Annotated in this window: 12 protein-coding genes, 1 tRNA gene and 1 pseudogene; 10 read left to right on the forward strand and 4 right to left on the reverse strand. The window is 58.7% G+C overall.

Annotated elements, in window-relative coordinates; translation table 11 throughout:
* Positions 1-50: 50 nt before the first annotated feature.
* The 3 genes from GSQ93_RS04545 to GSQ93_RS04555 all read left to right on the forward strand — a co-directional run bounded on the left by GSQ93_RS04545 (position 51) and on the right by GSQ93_RS04555 (position 2,607).
* The gene (locus GSQ93_RS04545; RefSeq protein WP_158934417.1) at positions 51-359 is read left to right on the forward strand and encodes an H-NS family nucleoid-associated regulatory protein; all 309 of its coding nucleotides are present in this window, start codon (positions 51-53) and stop codon (positions 357-359) included.
* An 892-nt stretch (positions 360-1,251) separates the two neighbouring features.
* On the forward strand, positions 1,252-2,196 hold the full coding sequence (locus GSQ93_RS04550; protein ID WP_158934418.1) for an aldo/keto reductase: 945 nt from the start codon (positions 1,252-1,254) through the stop codon (positions 2,194-2,196).
* 27 nt (positions 2,197-2,223) lie between these two features.
* A complete protein-coding gene (locus GSQ93_RS04555; RefSeq protein ID WP_158934419.1) occupies positions 2,224-2,607 on the forward strand; it encodes a nuclear transport factor 2 family protein in 384 nt (127 codons plus the stop codon).
* Positions 2,608-2,873: 266 nt separating this feature from the next.
* On the opposite strand, the gene GSQ93_RS04560 is transcribed toward GSQ93_RS04555, so the two are convergent.
* Positions 2,874-2,958: transfer RNA gene (locus GSQ93_RS04560), tRNA-Leu, on the reverse strand.
* A gap of 320 nt (positions 2,959-3,278) precedes the next feature.
* Between GSQ93_RS04560 and rnr the strand changes: the two genes are divergently transcribed.
* The 6 genes from rnr to GSQ93_RS04590 all read left to right on the forward strand — a co-directional run bounded on the left by rnr (position 3,279) and on the right by GSQ93_RS04590 (position 9,282).
* Positions 3,279-5,795 (forward strand): ribonuclease R, encoded by a 2,517-nt coding sequence (gene rnr / locus GSQ93_RS04565; protein ID WP_158934420.1) that lies wholly within the window; start codon positions 3,279-3,281, stop codon positions 5,793-5,795.
* A 113-nt stretch (positions 5,796-5,908) separates the two neighbouring features.
* The gene (rlmB, locus tag GSQ93_RS04570; RefSeq protein WP_158934421.1) at positions 5,909-6,652 is read left to right on the forward strand and encodes a 23S rRNA (guanosine(2251)-2'-O)-methyltransferase RlmB; all 744 of its coding nucleotides are present in this window, start codon (positions 5,909-5,911) and stop codon (positions 6,650-6,652) included.
* Positions 6,653-6,661: 9 nt separating this feature from the next.
* The gene (locus GSQ93_RS04575; protein ID WP_158934422.1) at positions 6,662-7,492 is read left to right on the forward strand and encodes an N-acetylmuramoyl-L-alanine amidase; all 831 of its coding nucleotides are present in this window, start codon (positions 6,662-6,664) and stop codon (positions 7,490-7,492) included.
* 31 nt (positions 7,493-7,523) lie between these two features.
* Positions 7,524-7,916, forward strand: coding sequence for a SirB2 family protein (locus tag GSQ93_RS04580; RefSeq protein WP_158934423.1), 393 nt, complete (start codon positions 7,524-7,526; stop codon positions 7,914-7,916).
* An 88-nt stretch (positions 7,917-8,004) separates the two neighbouring features.
* On the forward strand, positions 8,005-8,700 hold the full coding sequence (gene rpiA / locus GSQ93_RS04585) for a ribose-5-phosphate isomerase RpiA (RefSeq protein WP_158934424.1): 696 nt from the start codon (positions 8,005-8,007) through the stop codon (positions 8,698-8,700).
* 336 nt (positions 8,701-9,036) lie between these two features.
* Positions 9,037-9,282: a hypothetical protein gene (locus tag GSQ93_RS04590; RefSeq protein ID WP_158934425.1), complete on the forward strand. Its 246-nt coding sequence runs from the start codon at positions 9,037-9,039 to the stop codon at positions 9,280-9,282.
* A gap of 128 nt (positions 9,283-9,410) precedes the next feature.
* Here GSQ93_RS04590 and GSQ93_RS04595 read toward each other — a convergent pair whose 3' ends face one another.
* Entirely contained in the window at positions 9,411-9,926 is a 516-nt protein-coding gene (locus tag GSQ93_RS04595; RefSeq protein WP_158934426.1) for a glycosyltransferase, read from the reverse strand.
* A gap of 423 nt (positions 9,927-10,349) precedes the next feature.
* On the opposite strand from GSQ93_RS04595, the gene GSQ93_RS04600 reads away from it, so the two are divergent.
* Positions 10,350-11,522, forward strand: coding sequence for a glycosyltransferase family 4 protein (locus tag GSQ93_RS04600; protein WP_158934427.1), 1,173 nt, complete (start codon positions 10,350-10,352; stop codon positions 11,520-11,522).
* Between the two features lie 187 nt (positions 11,523-11,709).
* Here the strand turns inward: GSQ93_RS04600 and GSQ93_RS37980 are convergent.
* Together GSQ93_RS37980 and GSQ93_RS04610 are read right to left on the reverse strand one after the other, a co-directional pair.
* Positions 11,710-11,835 (reverse strand): annotated as a pseudogene (locus GSQ93_RS37980) (IS5/IS1182 family transposase); the annotation flags it as partial.
* 506 nt (positions 11,836-12,341) lie between these two features.
* A complete protein-coding gene (locus GSQ93_RS04610; protein WP_158934429.1) occupies positions 12,342-13,076 on the reverse strand; it encodes a Crp/Fnr family transcriptional regulator in 735 nt (244 codons plus the stop codon).
* Between the last annotated feature and the right edge of the window lie 66 nt (positions 13,077-13,142).

The raw sequence follows: 13,142 nt of genomic DNA on the forward strand, positions 1-13,142 counted from the left end.
GTGGCTGTGTCAAACTCCGCCAATTTATTTCGACAATTATGGAAACGGTAATGCCTGGTTTGAAGGAACTACTGGCGCAGCGCGAAGCGCTTCAACAGGAATTGGAGCAAGCGCGTCAGCAAGAAGCGGATCGCGCGCTACGCGAGATCGTTGCGAAAATGCGGGAATATAAAATCTCCCTGCAGGAGCTGATAGGTACCCAAGCTCATGCCCGAATGGTGCCTCCGGTCCCGAACGCAAAGTACCGCGACCCGGCCACCGGGGCTACGTGGAGCGGAAGGGGGCGGGCGCCCCAATGGATTGCAGACAAGAACCGCGACGATTTCCTTATCCAGCCGTCTTTGTTTCGCACTCAGTGAGGTGTCTCAGGGAGAGGTTCCGGCAGTCCGAGAAGACGCCGGCCTTCGATCCCGCTATGACGGTGCGAAACATCTGTTCCTGCTGTGTCGCGACATATCCGGGGATGTTTTTCGCCCCTAAATATTTCGGAGCATGGCCTGCGTATCATCTAGAGGATTGTGACCTGGCGCCAATTCAGTGCGTGCAGAGAATAGGAAGCATCCGTCTGCGCGGTTGCCGCACGACGACTCTCCTGTCGCAAGAATCGCAACACGCCATGAAGTACGCGCTCGGCAAGCCCATGTAGTCGCGAGCGTTGCAGGAGGATCTATTCTCCGATGCGAATCAAAAAGCCGCCGATCACGCTCCAAAAACACGCTTCCCAAGATTAGGCTATCCGCTACCTACCAACTGCCGTTCACCCTCCCGAAGCTTCCCCGCCGCTCTGGATTTCGTCTGCTACACTGGATTCAAGCTCCTCTATTTGGCGCTCGGTTTGAGCTTGGCGTCAGCGACTGAGTCGCGAGTCAACACAACTCCACTCGAAGCTTGCTACTCCGCACACTAGACACCGAGCTCGGTCTTATAGAGAAGATTTTCACGGTCACTGTCCTGCTCGCATTGCATTACCGCGACGACTCTGACTTCTTTCCAAAGCGCTGAAGTCGCGCCTGCCGATGAAGAGACACTTCACCTTCCTTCAAATAACGTGGCTCAGTAACGCGACGCAGTAACTAGCCTCAATAACTAAACTCAGTAGGTAGTTCACCCACTCTTCAGCTAGGGATTCGCTATGAAGCAGTTAGCCGACTCAACCACGTTGACGTTTTTTCTGTTCATAGACCCGGCGCCACAATCGCACGCTCGAGCATCGGTCGTAGTCGCTGGGCGCGAGAGTGGGGGAGTATCGTCATGACTGAGCCGGCCGATTTTCGTAGCAAAAAGATGGCGCTCAATCACGGCGGTGGCCGTATGCCCGCGCTCGGATTTGGCACGCTTATTTCCGATGCAGCCACGACTACGACTGCTACCAGAGATGCGCTGGAAGCCGGATATCGACACATCGATTGCGCCGAGCGATATCGGAATGAGCGGGAAGTGGGTGATGGCCTGCGGGAAGGGCTCGCGGCTGCAGGAGTCGTGCGCGAAGACATCTTTGTAACCTCGAAATTGTGGAACACCAACCATCGGCCCGAACGTGTTCCACCGGCTTTCGAGGCGAGTCTTGAGCGGCTTGGGCTCGACTACTTGGATCTCTATCTCATTCACACTCCGTTTGCGTTTCAGCCAGGCGACGAACAGGATCCGCGCGATGAAAATGGCAATGTCATCTACGATAAAGACGTGACTTTGATCGACACGTGGAGGGCGATGGAAGATCTCGTCGGCCAGGGAAAATGCCGCGCCATCGGACTGTCTGACATCACCTTGAACCGATTGCAGCCCCTTTACGAATTGGCACGAATTAAACCGGCCGTGGTGGAGGTCGAAGCGCATCCGTATCTTCCGGAAACAGAACTCCTGGAATTCTGCAGGGAGAACGGCATAGTGTTTTTGGCCTTTGCGCCATTAGGTCATGGAATAAGGCCGGGGCCGCTTGAGGATCCTGTCGTATCCCAGATTGCCGCGCGAATTGGAAAGACGCCAGCACAGGTGCTGCTTGCCTGGGCGCTACAGCGCGGCGGGGCTGTGCTTACCACCCCCAAGACTGCGGTCCGCGCGCGCGAAAATTTCGACGTCTCCGCGCTGCCAGCAGACGCGTTTGACGAGATCAACCGGATTCAGACCCGGCAGAGGTTTAACGAGGTCGTCAATACCGGCAGCGGGGGCTTCCTCCCGCCAAGTAAATCATCGTGAAACGTGGACTGCGTCCGGAGGCAGCCGATGCATGAGGAAAAAATACGTGAAGCCCTGAATGCGCACTGGAATGCGTCGGCGGCCGGCGACCTCAACGCGGAGCACGAGATTTACGATGACGATGCCATCTGTGATTATCCGCAATCAGGTGAACGCATCCTCGGGCGGCTCAATCTGCAGGCGTTGCGGGGTCATCATCCAGAAAAGCCATCGGGTTTCGAGGTCAGGCGACTTCAGGGAAACGGCAATCTCTGGATCACGGAATACTCGATCACTTATAAAGCGCGAGCGGCGTACACGGTGAGCATCATGGAGTTCTGCAACGGTAAGGTCGTTCACGAGACCCAGTATTTTTCGGATCCCTTCGAAGCACCGGGTTGGCGGAGCCAATGGGTGGAGCAGATCGCGTGACGTCGCGTTGCGGCGAGAGGAGGTGCGGTTTCGTGGTCACACGCATTTCGTTGACGATGACCTCGCCGACCTCGCCGACTACTGTGGCGAAACGCCCGTTCCGACTTGGGTTCGACGTATCTGGCGGGGCGTTGCACCGACGCCGGAGCGCGGCAAAATGCTGGAAATTACTAGAACAACCCGGACCGAAGAAAACAAAAAACCCCGTAATCACAAGGATTGACGGGGTTTTCCGGACTTCTTCGGATTGCTCCGAATTTGAATCTTGGTGCCCAAGAGAGGACTCGAACCTCCACGCCTTGCGGCGCATGGACCTGAACCATGTGCGTCTACCAATTCCGCCACCTGGGCAGGGTGCGTGTGCAACAAAGAACGCAATTATAGCCGGGCGTATCGCGCTGTCAAGCATTTTGAGACTCAAACTGAAACTCGGCTCCGAGCCAGTACCCATATGGCTTGCGAGCCGATGTGGGCCGGTTGGCGGGTGTTAGAATGGCTCGCAAACTATTCGTGAACGAACCGGAACAACGTTAAGTGCAACGTCCCGGCAACGCGCCGATCTGGCCCCGGCGGGGCTGGAAAGTAAAGCCGGGATGGGATCCCGAGAAGTAGATGTGATCCCCCATTAACCGCGACATTCAGTTAGACGAGAAGAGATCATCGATAAGCCCTTGAACAAATATCCGTATCCGATTCCGAGCCGCGAAGAAATTCTCGGCGTGTTGCGCACGAGCGAGGCTCCGCTCGCCGCGAATGACATCGCCGAAGCTCTGTCGATCAAGCGCCAGGAGCGCGAGGGATTTTTCAAGCGATTGGGAGCCATGGAGCGTGACGGCCAGGTCCGTCTCGACAAACGCGGCTATTACCAACTCACGCATCCCTCGAACTTCGTTGCCGGCCGTGTTCAAGGCCATCGCGACGGCTTCGGCTTCCTGATTCGCGACGACGGCCAGGACGACCTGTTCCTGCCCAACGGCGAAATGCAGAAGGTCATGCACAACGACCGCGTGCTCGCGCGCATTGTCGGGTATGACCGTCGCGGGCGGCCTGAAGGCCATATCGTGGAAGTCACGGACCGTGCGAACAAACGCATCATCGGCCGGCTGATCAGCGAGAACGGCGCGCTGATCCTCGTGCCCGAAGACAAGCGCATAGGCCACGACATCCTGATCACGCAGAATCCGAAGAAGGCGAAAGTGGGGCAGGTGGTATCGGTGGATCTCACCGACTTCCCGAGCCGCCATTCGCAGCCGCTCGGACGCGTGGCGGAAGTGATCGGCGACATTGACGATCCGGGCATGGAGATCGAGATCGCGGTGCGCAAATACGGCGTGCCGCACGAGTTCAGCGACCGCGCGCTTGAGCAGGCTTCGAAGCTGCCGGACGAAGTGCGCCCCGTCGACATCCGGCATCGCGTGGATCTGCGCGATGTGCCGCTGGTCACTATCGACGGCGAAGATGCCCGCGATTTCGACGACGCCGTGTATTGCGAGCCCATGACAGTCGGCCGGGGTACGGGCTTTCGTTTATTGGTCGCGATTGCCGACGTCTCGCATTACGTGCGCCCGAACGAGGCGCTCGATGTCGATGCGCTGGATCGCAGCACATCGGTGTATTTCCCGCGCCGCGTGATTCCCATGCTGCCCGAGAAGTTGTCGAACGGGCTGTGTTCGCTGAATCCGCATGTGGATCGTTGTGTGCTCGTCTGCGACATGGTGATCACCGCGCGCGGCGAGATCAAGGCGTACCAGTTCTATCCGTCCGTAATGCATTCGGCTGCCCGGCTGACGTATACGGAAGTTGCGTCGGTCCTGACTAACACCAAGGGACCGGAAGCGGCGAAGCGCGCCGACCTGTTGCCGCAATTGCAGAACCTGTACGGCGTCTATAAGTCGCTGCACGCGGCACGCCAGAAGCGCGGTGCGATCGATTTCGATACGACTGAGACGTATATCGTCTGCAATGCGCAGGGCAAGATCGAGCAGATCGTGCCGCGACATCGCAATGACGCGCATCGGTTGATCGAGGAATGCATGCTGGCCGCGAACGTGTGCGCCGCCGACTTCCTCAAGCGCCACAAGCATCCGGGGTTGTATCGCGTACATGCCGGGCCGACGCCCGAAAAGCTCGAAAACCTGCGGGCGTTCTTGCGCGGCGTAGGTTTGTCGCTGGGCGGCGGCGAAAAGCCGCACGCAAGCGATTACGCTGCGCTCATGGCCATGGTCCGTGACCGGCCGGACGCGCAGATGTTGCAGAGCATGGTACTGCGCTCCATGCAGCAAGCCGTCTACAGTCCGGACAACATCGGCCACTTCGGGCTCGCGTACGAAGCGTATGCGCACTTCACGAGCCCGATTCGCCGGTATCCCGACTTGCTCACGCATCGCGCGATCTACGCCATCTTGCAAGGCAAGAAGTATCAGCCCGAGGTTGGCCACGACACCACGCTCAGCACGGGTCTCACGAAGGCCGCGCGGGCCATGCAGAAATCCGACGACGAATCGCGCAGCCGTCAGCGCAACAATGTCGCGATCTGGGAAGAACTCGGCCTGCATTGTTCGTCGAATGAGCGCCGTGCCGACGAAGCATCGCGCGACGTGGAAGCCTGGCTCAAGTGCTATTTCATGCGCGACAAGCTAGGCGAGGAATACGGCGGCATGGTGAACGGCGTGACAACGTTCGGGATCTTCGTGCAACTGGATTCGCTGTTTATCGAAGGGCTGGTGCATATCACCGAACTGGGCGCCGACTACTTCCAGTACGACGAGATCAAGAACGAGTTGCGCGGCGAACGCACGGGTATCCGGTACCGGATGTCGGACCGGGTGCGCGTGCAGGTCAGCCGTGTCGATCTGGATTCACGCAAGATCGACTTCCGGCTGGTCCGCGATACGCCCGTCAAGCCGCCAGGACGCACCACGGCGCCTGCCGTCGAGCACTCCGCCATGAATGGCGCGGGTGCGGGCGCGGGACCGCGTGTGCGGCCGTTCCCGTCGGACGAAGGCAGTAGCGTGAATAGCCGGCGGCGCGACCGCGGCGGCAAGAAGGCGGCATCCCAGGCTATGGGCAAGGCAGCCGCCGCTGCTGCATTGCCGCCTACTATCGCCAAGGATGTAGCGGTGGCGAAGAAACGCGGCACGGCGCCGAAGGCGGCGGCCAAGAGTCACCCGCCACGCAAGAAGCGCTGAGGCGCGCGGTAGCGACGAAGGCGACGCGCCTCAGTTTGAAATGCGCGGCCCGATGCATCATGCACCGGGCCGCGTTTCCATTTTGTTTTGTTTGAATACGGTCTGGTCCAGTCATGTCACGTCTCAAAGTTTTGTATGGTTTTCACGCGGTGACCGCACGGGTTCGCGCCGACGCATCCACTATCGAAGAAATTCTCTACGATCCGACCCGCAAGGACCGGCGTATGACGGATTTCTTGCGCACGGCGAAGGAAGCGGGCATTCGCCTGATCGCCGCCGATGAAGCGCGCTTGTGGGGCCTGTCGGGCAACGTCGGCCATCAAGGCGTGGTGGCGCGCGCGACCGACATGCCGCTCGCGCAGAACCTGGCGGAACTGCTCGACGGCGTCAGCGGTACGCCCTTGCTGCTGGTGCTCGATGGCGTGACCGACCCGCATAACCTCGGTGCGTGTTTGCGTGTAGCCGATGCCGCCGGCGCGCATGCCGTGATCGCTCCGCGCGATCGTTCGGCCGGGCTGAACGCAACCGCCGCGAAGGTCGCGAGCGGCGCCGCTGAAACCGTGCCGTACATCACGGTGACGAATCTGGCGCGTGCGTTGCGCGAGTTGAAGGACGCGGGCGTGTGGGTGATCGGGACATCAGGCGATGCGACCGCAAGCGTCTACGAGACGAAGCTCGATGGTCCAGTGGCGATTGTTGTCGGTGCGGAAGGCGAGGGCATGCGACGCCTCACCGGCGAAACTTGCGACGAGATCATGAAGATCCCGATGGCGGGCAGCGTCGAGAGTCTGAATGTATCGGTGGCGAGCGGGATTTGTTTGTTCGAAGCGGTCAGGCAACGGTCGCTGAAGAAGTAATCGCACCTCATGCGTTTTCGCTCCACCGTCATTTGCAGTGTGTGCTGCGCGCTGCTCGCCGCGTGCTCCAGCACTGAGATCAATCGCGGCGCCTACATAGCCGACACGCGCTATCACGCGCCCAGCGCCGACTCGCGTGTGCGCTTTCTTGTCATGCATTACACGCAAGGTAACGAAGCGCGATCGCTCGCAGTCCTGACGGGTGATGACGTCAGCGTGCACTACGTTGTGCCGGATAATCCGCCCATCGAGAACGGCGAGCCGGTGGTCTATCAGCTCGTGCCCGAATCGGAGCGCGCGTGGCATGCGGGCAAAAGCGAATGGCAGGGAACGACGGAGTTGAACGCCGCATCGATAGGCATTGAAAACGTCAACGTGGGTCCTGTCGATACACCGCAGGGACGCACGTGGCAGCCGTATCCGCCGGCGCAGGTCGATGCGCTCGTGAAGCTCGCGAAGGACATTGTCGCGCGCTACAAGATTCCGCCCACCCGCGTGGTGGGTCATAGCGATATCGCGCCGCAACGCAAGACCGATCCGGGTCCGGCATTCCCCTGGCGCACGCTTTACGACAACGGTGTTGGTGCGTGGCCGGATGACGCAACAGTGGCACAACATCTTGCCGGACGTGATCCCAAGTCGCTGGTCGATGTAGCCTCCCTGCAGCAAAAACTTCAGCGATACGGCTATGACGTCGCGACCGACGGCGTGCTCGACGACAAATCGCGCCGCGTGATCGCCGCATTCCAGATGCACTTTCGCCCCGCTGATTACGCGGGCAATCCCGATGCGCAAACCGATGCAATCGCGGCCGCGTTGCTCGATAAATACGTCCCTTAATAAATACGTCCCTAAAAGGCCCTTCGCCTCCATGTCCGATCTTTTTTTGCCGCTGCGCTCCGTCCATATGACCTGCGCTGCGCTCAGCATCCTGGGTTTTGTCATTCGCTATATCTGGATGCTGCGTGAATCGCCGCTGCTGCAAAAACGCGCGGTGAAGATCGTGCCGCATATCGTGGATACGGTGCTGCTGTTGAGCGCAATCGGGCTGGTGGGAATCATCGGCTTTGGGCCGAATGCGGCGTGGCTGTCGGCGAAGATTGCCGGGCTGATCGTGTATATCGTGCTTGGCACGCTCGCGCTCAAACGCGGTCGCACGAAGGGTGCGCGAGCGGTGTTCGGCCTGCTGGCAATCATTGTGTTTGCGTTCATTGCATCGGTAGCGCGCACGCATAATCCGCTCGGCTTTTTCATGCAAGTGTGAGCGCGCGGCATCGCCGCTGCCGCGAAAACGCTGCGCGGCCCCGCTCAGCTAGAATTGAGGTTTCCCCTTTTACGCTGTCACACCCGCCATGACCCAAGACGAACTGAAGCAACTGGTCGCCGCCGAAGCGGCCGCCTATGTCCATGCCAACGTACCCGAAGGCGCGGTGATTGGCGTCGGCACGGGCACGACGGCGAATTGTTTTATCGATGCCATCGCCAGCACGAAGTCGCGGTATCGCGGGGCGGTATCGAGCTCGCTTGCTACTACCGCCCGGCTCGAAGCACATGGTTTCAAGGTGCTGGAGTTGAACGAGATCGAATCGTTGCCGGTGTACGTGGACGGCGCTGACGAAATCGACCCGCATGGCGCGATGATCAAGGGCGGCGGCGGTGCGCTTACGCGCGAGAAGATCGTGGCGTCGGTGGCAGACGTGTTTGTTTGTATCGCGGACGGAAGTAAGCGGGTCGAGGTGCTTGGCACGTTCCCGTTGCCCATCGAAGTCGTGCCCATGGCGCGCACGGCGATCGGCCGGCGCATCACAGCATTGGGCGGCGTTCCGGTGCTGCGCGTGACCACGGACGGCGCCCCGTTTATCACCGACAATGGCAACGAGATCATCGACGTGAAGACGCTGAAGATCACCGATCCGCTCGCACTCGAAGCACAACTGAATGCGTGGCCGGGCGTGGTGACGGTGGGCTTGTTCGCGGCGCGCGGGGCGAATGTGTGTTTGCTCGGAACGCCGGGTGGCGTGGAACGGATCGATTACACGCGGCGCTAACGGCTGCAGTCAGTTCCGACCGTGCGCGGAGGCCTTCGGACCGACCGCGCTTTTTTACGCTTTCTAACGTGTTGCGACCGAGGAGTCCGCCCGATCGCAGGTTCGTGCGGCTGTCCTGAACAAACTGTTTCTATGTAGTATGCGATTAGTAAGATATCTCCGATCGAGAAGAACAGGCAGTCAGTCAAAATAAGCCAGTCCCTAGAGCACGCGCTCTAAGCCCACTCGATTGCGCGACCGCGAACATTCTGTCTGCGTTAGAAAGCGTAATAGCTTGTATAGCCACTGACGCGTGGGCGTGACGTCAAAGGTCTTAATAATTAAGGGAGTTCGGCGATGCAAATCAATCTTCGCAATACGCTCGATGCGTCTTACGCGCGGCTCAAGCACATAGAGCCATCACCTACGGCACCCACGGCATTCGCAGGCAACTACGCGCTGTGCCTGGGCATGATCATGGGCGCCCAGACCTGCAAGGGGATGTCGGTCAAAGAAGCAGAAAGCGAACGCGCCTACCTGGCGATGCTGGCCGCCTTCTACGAGATCCAACTTGCCATGCCGCGGAAACTAAGCAAGCGTTGAAGGAGTCAGGCAAGCAGGTTATCGAAAGAGCCTGGCATTTCATGTCTCGGGATTTTTCAATCTTTAACTGTTTGGGTCAATTAGCTTTTGCGTCTGTTCTAGTCTCTCTCTTAGCACTAGCAATTTAGTCAACGATGCGTTGCCAGGTTCACATCGGCTTTAGGCGGCGGTGATGCCAGTTCAGGTTCACGCGGCAACGTGCTGGTCGCATCCGCGAGTGCCTGTGCGTTGGCCGGTTCGACGATCAACCCATCCTCGCGATCCTTCAGTATTTCCGGCACTGCGCCTCCGTTAGAGGCGACCACAGGCTTGCCTGCGACCATGGCTTCAATGATCAAGAGACCGAACGGTTCCGGTTGCGTGCACGCATGCACGACCACATCCATTACGTTCATCCATGACGCTACGTCGTGTTGAAAGTCCACGAAGTTCACGCGCTCCTCAATGCCAAGCGCTTTCGCTTGCGCTCTTAACCCCTCTGCGTGATCGGTCTCGCCGAAGAGTGCATCGCCGACAAGAACAAGATGAGCGCGTGCAATCGCGTCGCGTTCTACATGCCGACCCTTCCATGCGTTGAAACGACCGAACAAGCCGACGAGAAAGGCGTTGGTGGGAAGCTCAAGCGCTGCACGGCGCCGGTGCATTGGCGCCGACTGCGGTCCTTCCTGATGTTCGAGATACCTGCGTTCGTGTCCACCAATACCCGCACACCTACAGCCTGGAGCCGTTCTCGAAACGGGCCGTCCGATGGCAATAGGACTTCGCTGCGTCGGGTGCATTGAATGGCGGGTAGCAGCAGGCGGATCTAGCCCTCGCCGCGCATGGCGAATGAAATCGATCAGCTGGCCGCGGATTTTGCGGGCATCGATGACAGGGCGGAGCGAATAGTCAATGAACGACAGGCAAATCCCGCGCCGGTGGAATTACTGACCGCGGGCGAGCGGGAACAGCGGTCAATATTTCGCAATACGATAGTCGAACTGTGTGGGTATACGAACGTATGCGTGCAGCGACTATCTTTAAACTCGTTTCATCGGCAGCAAAGGCTGCGGCAGACGGATTTCATAATGAAAGTGGCTATTGTTCACGACTGGCTGGTGACGTCGGGCGGCGCTGAGAAGGTACTGGAGCAGATGATCGCCTGCTTTCCGCAGGCAGATATTTTCAGTCTGGTGGACTTCCTCGAAGACCGCTCGATTGTTCATAATAAGCCAGTGAAGACTTCCTTCATTCAGAGGCTTCCCTACGCGAAGAAAAAGTATCGGGGGTATTTGCCGTTGATGCCGCTTGCTATCGAACAGTTCGACTTGTCCGGCTATGACCTTGTGCTCTCGAGTTCGCATGCTGTAGCGAAGGGCGTGCTGGTTGGGCCTGACCAGACCCATGTGAGCTATGTGCATTCCCCCATCCGTTACGCGTGGGACCTGCAACATCAGTATTTGCGTGAGGCGCGTCTTGAGCATGGGCCGCGGTCTTGGGCTGCCCGCATGTTGCTGCATTATTTGCGTAACTGGGACGCACGCTCGGCCAACGGCGTGGACCGCATCATTGCGAATTCGCAGTTCGTGGCTCGCCGGATCATGAAGAGCTATAGGCGTGAAGCGGCGGTCATTGCGCCGCCGGTTGACGTCCAGGCATTCGAAGTGGGTGACAAGAAGGACGACTTTTATTTGACGGCTTCGCGGATGGTGCCTTACAAGCGTATCGATATGATCGTGGAAGCGTTTGCTTCCATGCCCGATCGCAAGCTGGTGGTGATTGGCGATGGTCCGCAGATGGATTTGGTTCGGTCGAAGGCTACACCTAATGTGAGTATTTTGGGGTATCAGTCGTTCGCGGTCTTGAAGGATCACATGCAACGCGCCAAGGCGTTTGTGTATGCCGCGGAAGAGGATTTTGGCATTGCCATAGTGGAAGCGCAGGCGTGTGGAACACCCGTCATTGCTTATGGCAAGGGTGGGGCGCTGGAGTCGGTGGTTCCGCTCGGATCTCCTGGGGCGACGGGTTTGCATTTCATGACCCAGACATCAGCGTCGCTGTGTGATGCCGTGGAGCGGTTCGAGGATTGCTCGCATGCTTTTACGATTGCTGCGTGCCGCAGGAATGCTGAACGTTTCGGTGCCGCTGATTTCCGCCGCCGGTTTGTTGTTGAGGTATTGAACGCGATGGCCAAGGCCAGTCCTAGCCGGGAAAGCGAGCTGACGAGTGTTATGCCGCCGGCGTATGTCAAGGTCACTTAGAGCGACGATTATTCGTTCGCACCAGTGGACGGATTTGGATGCCGGTGGTTTCGGACGTAGCGGCCGGGGTTGATGCCGGGTTGCTGCTTTCGGCTTTGGCCGTCTACGCGAGCCGGCTATTTCTTTATCGCTATCCATGGCACATGGCGACCATCTATTGCAATGCCGGGGTGTTCGTAAGTATTTGTATGCCACGATAGCCCGCATCACGGTACACAACAGTCTCCTCGCCGGGCAGCAAACCGTCCGCTTTGACAATGTCATGCACGTTCGTGGCCGTTCCTCTTGCGGTCTGTACCAGCGCGGATTCGGCGCGGCGACGACGGGTAGCGGTGGCGCATTGCTGCGCCACCGCCCCGTGAAAGCCGGACGTGCGAGTCGACGAAACACTTGAAGTGCGCTGTTGAACGGATGCGTCGTTGAAAGCAAAGGCTGCATAGCATTGCTTGAAGCCGGCAAAACTATCGCGTTCTAAAGCGCCATTGCCGTGGGCATTTTCGCAGAAAAACCAGGTGTCGAACCGGGTCCATCGCCTACCGGCTGCGTACCCCAATCGCTTAGATCAGGCTCGTCCACACCCGCAAAAAATCCACGTCGTACAAAGGCAAACATCACGCCGCCATCACCGGGGCAACCCTCCAGCGGCGATGATCAACGCGGTCTTGTTCAGTAGTGCAACTTAGATTTGGAAGCTGACTCGCTTCACGTTGCAGCGAAACAGCCTGAGTCGCCAACAGCGCCCAATGTCGCATCGAGACACAAGCGCCGAACACTTGAGGCCATGCCCTGGCTTCTTCGCTCCAGCACTTTGTCCCGTGTTCAGTGAACCGCTTCAGCCTGATGCAAACGCGGCAGCAGCCGGTCGAATTCACGCTTGACGATGCCGTAGCATTCGCATGCACGCGACTCAAGGCCTTCGCGATCCAGGACCTTGATGCAACCACGGCTGTGATGGATCAGCCCGGCATTGTGAAGCTTGCCTGCGGCTTCTGTCACGCCTTCACGACGTACGCCCAGCATGTCTGCAATCAACTGCTGCGTGACTTGCAACTGGTTCGACGTGGTGCGATCGATTTCGATGAGAAGCCAGCGGCACAGTTGCTTGTTGAGCGAGTGGTGGCGATTGCATGCTGCCGTTTGCGCAACTTGCGTGAGAAGGGCTTGCATGTACAGCAGCATCAGGCGGCGCAGGAAGTCAGAGCGGCCAAACTGTTCACGCAGTGCGGATGCGCTCATGCGATAAGCGAAGCCCGGGCATTGCACCTGGACGCGCGTCGGCATGGTTTCGCCGCCCGTCAGTACCGGCACGCCGGTCATGCCTTCACGGCCGACTGCTGCGATCTCTACCGAACCGCCGTCTTCCATCGTGTGCAGCAGGGAGATGATGGCGGTGGTGGGGAAATACACGTGATGAATACGTTGTCCCGAATCGCACAGCAATTGGTCGGTGCGAAGTTGAACCAGTTCAAGATGCGGCGTGAGGGCTTGCCATTCGTGTGCGGGAAGTGCACCCAACAAATGATTGCCATGCAGGTCGGACTGAAGGGTCAGCATGATGTTCTTCTCTCGTAACTTTGCGCATTGCGCCTTACTTGTTATTTACCGGCCAGCGATTCGTTT

It is taken from the genome of Burkholderia sp. S171, assembly GCF_009766085.1.
Lineage (GTDB): Bacteria > Pseudomonadota > Gammaproteobacteria > Burkholderiales > Burkholderiaceae > Caballeronia.

Coding starts and splice junctions, on each gene's coding strand:
- GSQ93_RS04600 (WP_158934427.1), top strand. CDS start 10,350: ATGAAAGTGGCTATTGTTCACGACTGGCTGGTGACGTCGGGCGGCGCT.
- GSQ93_RS04545 (WP_158934417.1), top strand. CDS start 51: ATGCCTGGTTTGAAGGAACTACTGGCGCAGCGCGAAGCGCTTCAACAG.
- rpiA (WP_158934424.1), top strand. CDS start 8,005: ATGACCCAAGACGAACTGAAGCAACTGGTCGCCGCCGAAGCGGCCGCC.
- GSQ93_RS04575 (WP_158934422.1), top strand. CDS start 6,662: ATGCGTTTTCGCTCCACCGTCATTTGCAGTGTGTGCTGCGCGCTGCTC.
- GSQ93_RS04550 (WP_158934418.1), top strand. CDS start 1,252: ATGACTGAGCCGGCCGATTTTCGTAGCAAAAAGATGGCGCTCAATCAC.
- rlmB (WP_158934421.1), top strand. CDS start 5,909: ATGTCACGTCTCAAAGTTTTGTATGGTTTTCACGCGGTGACCGCACGG.
- GSQ93_RS04590 (WP_158934425.1), top strand. CDS start 9,037: ATGCAAATCAATCTTCGCAATACGCTCGATGCGTCTTACGCGCGGCTC.
- GSQ93_RS04610 (WP_158934429.1), bottom strand. CDS start 13,076: ATGCTGACCCTTCAGTCCGACCTGCATGGCAATCATTTGTTGGGTGCA.
- GSQ93_RS04555 (WP_158934419.1), top strand. CDS start 2,224: ATGCATGAGGAAAAAATACGTGAAGCCCTGAATGCGCACTGGAATGCG.
- GSQ93_RS04595 (WP_158934426.1), bottom strand. CDS start 9,926: ATGCACCGGCGCCGTGCAGCGCTTGAGCTTCCCACCAACGCCTTTCTC.
- GSQ93_RS04580 (WP_158934423.1), top strand. CDS start 7,524: ATGTCCGATCTTTTTTTGCCGCTGCGCTCCGTCCATATGACCTGCGCT.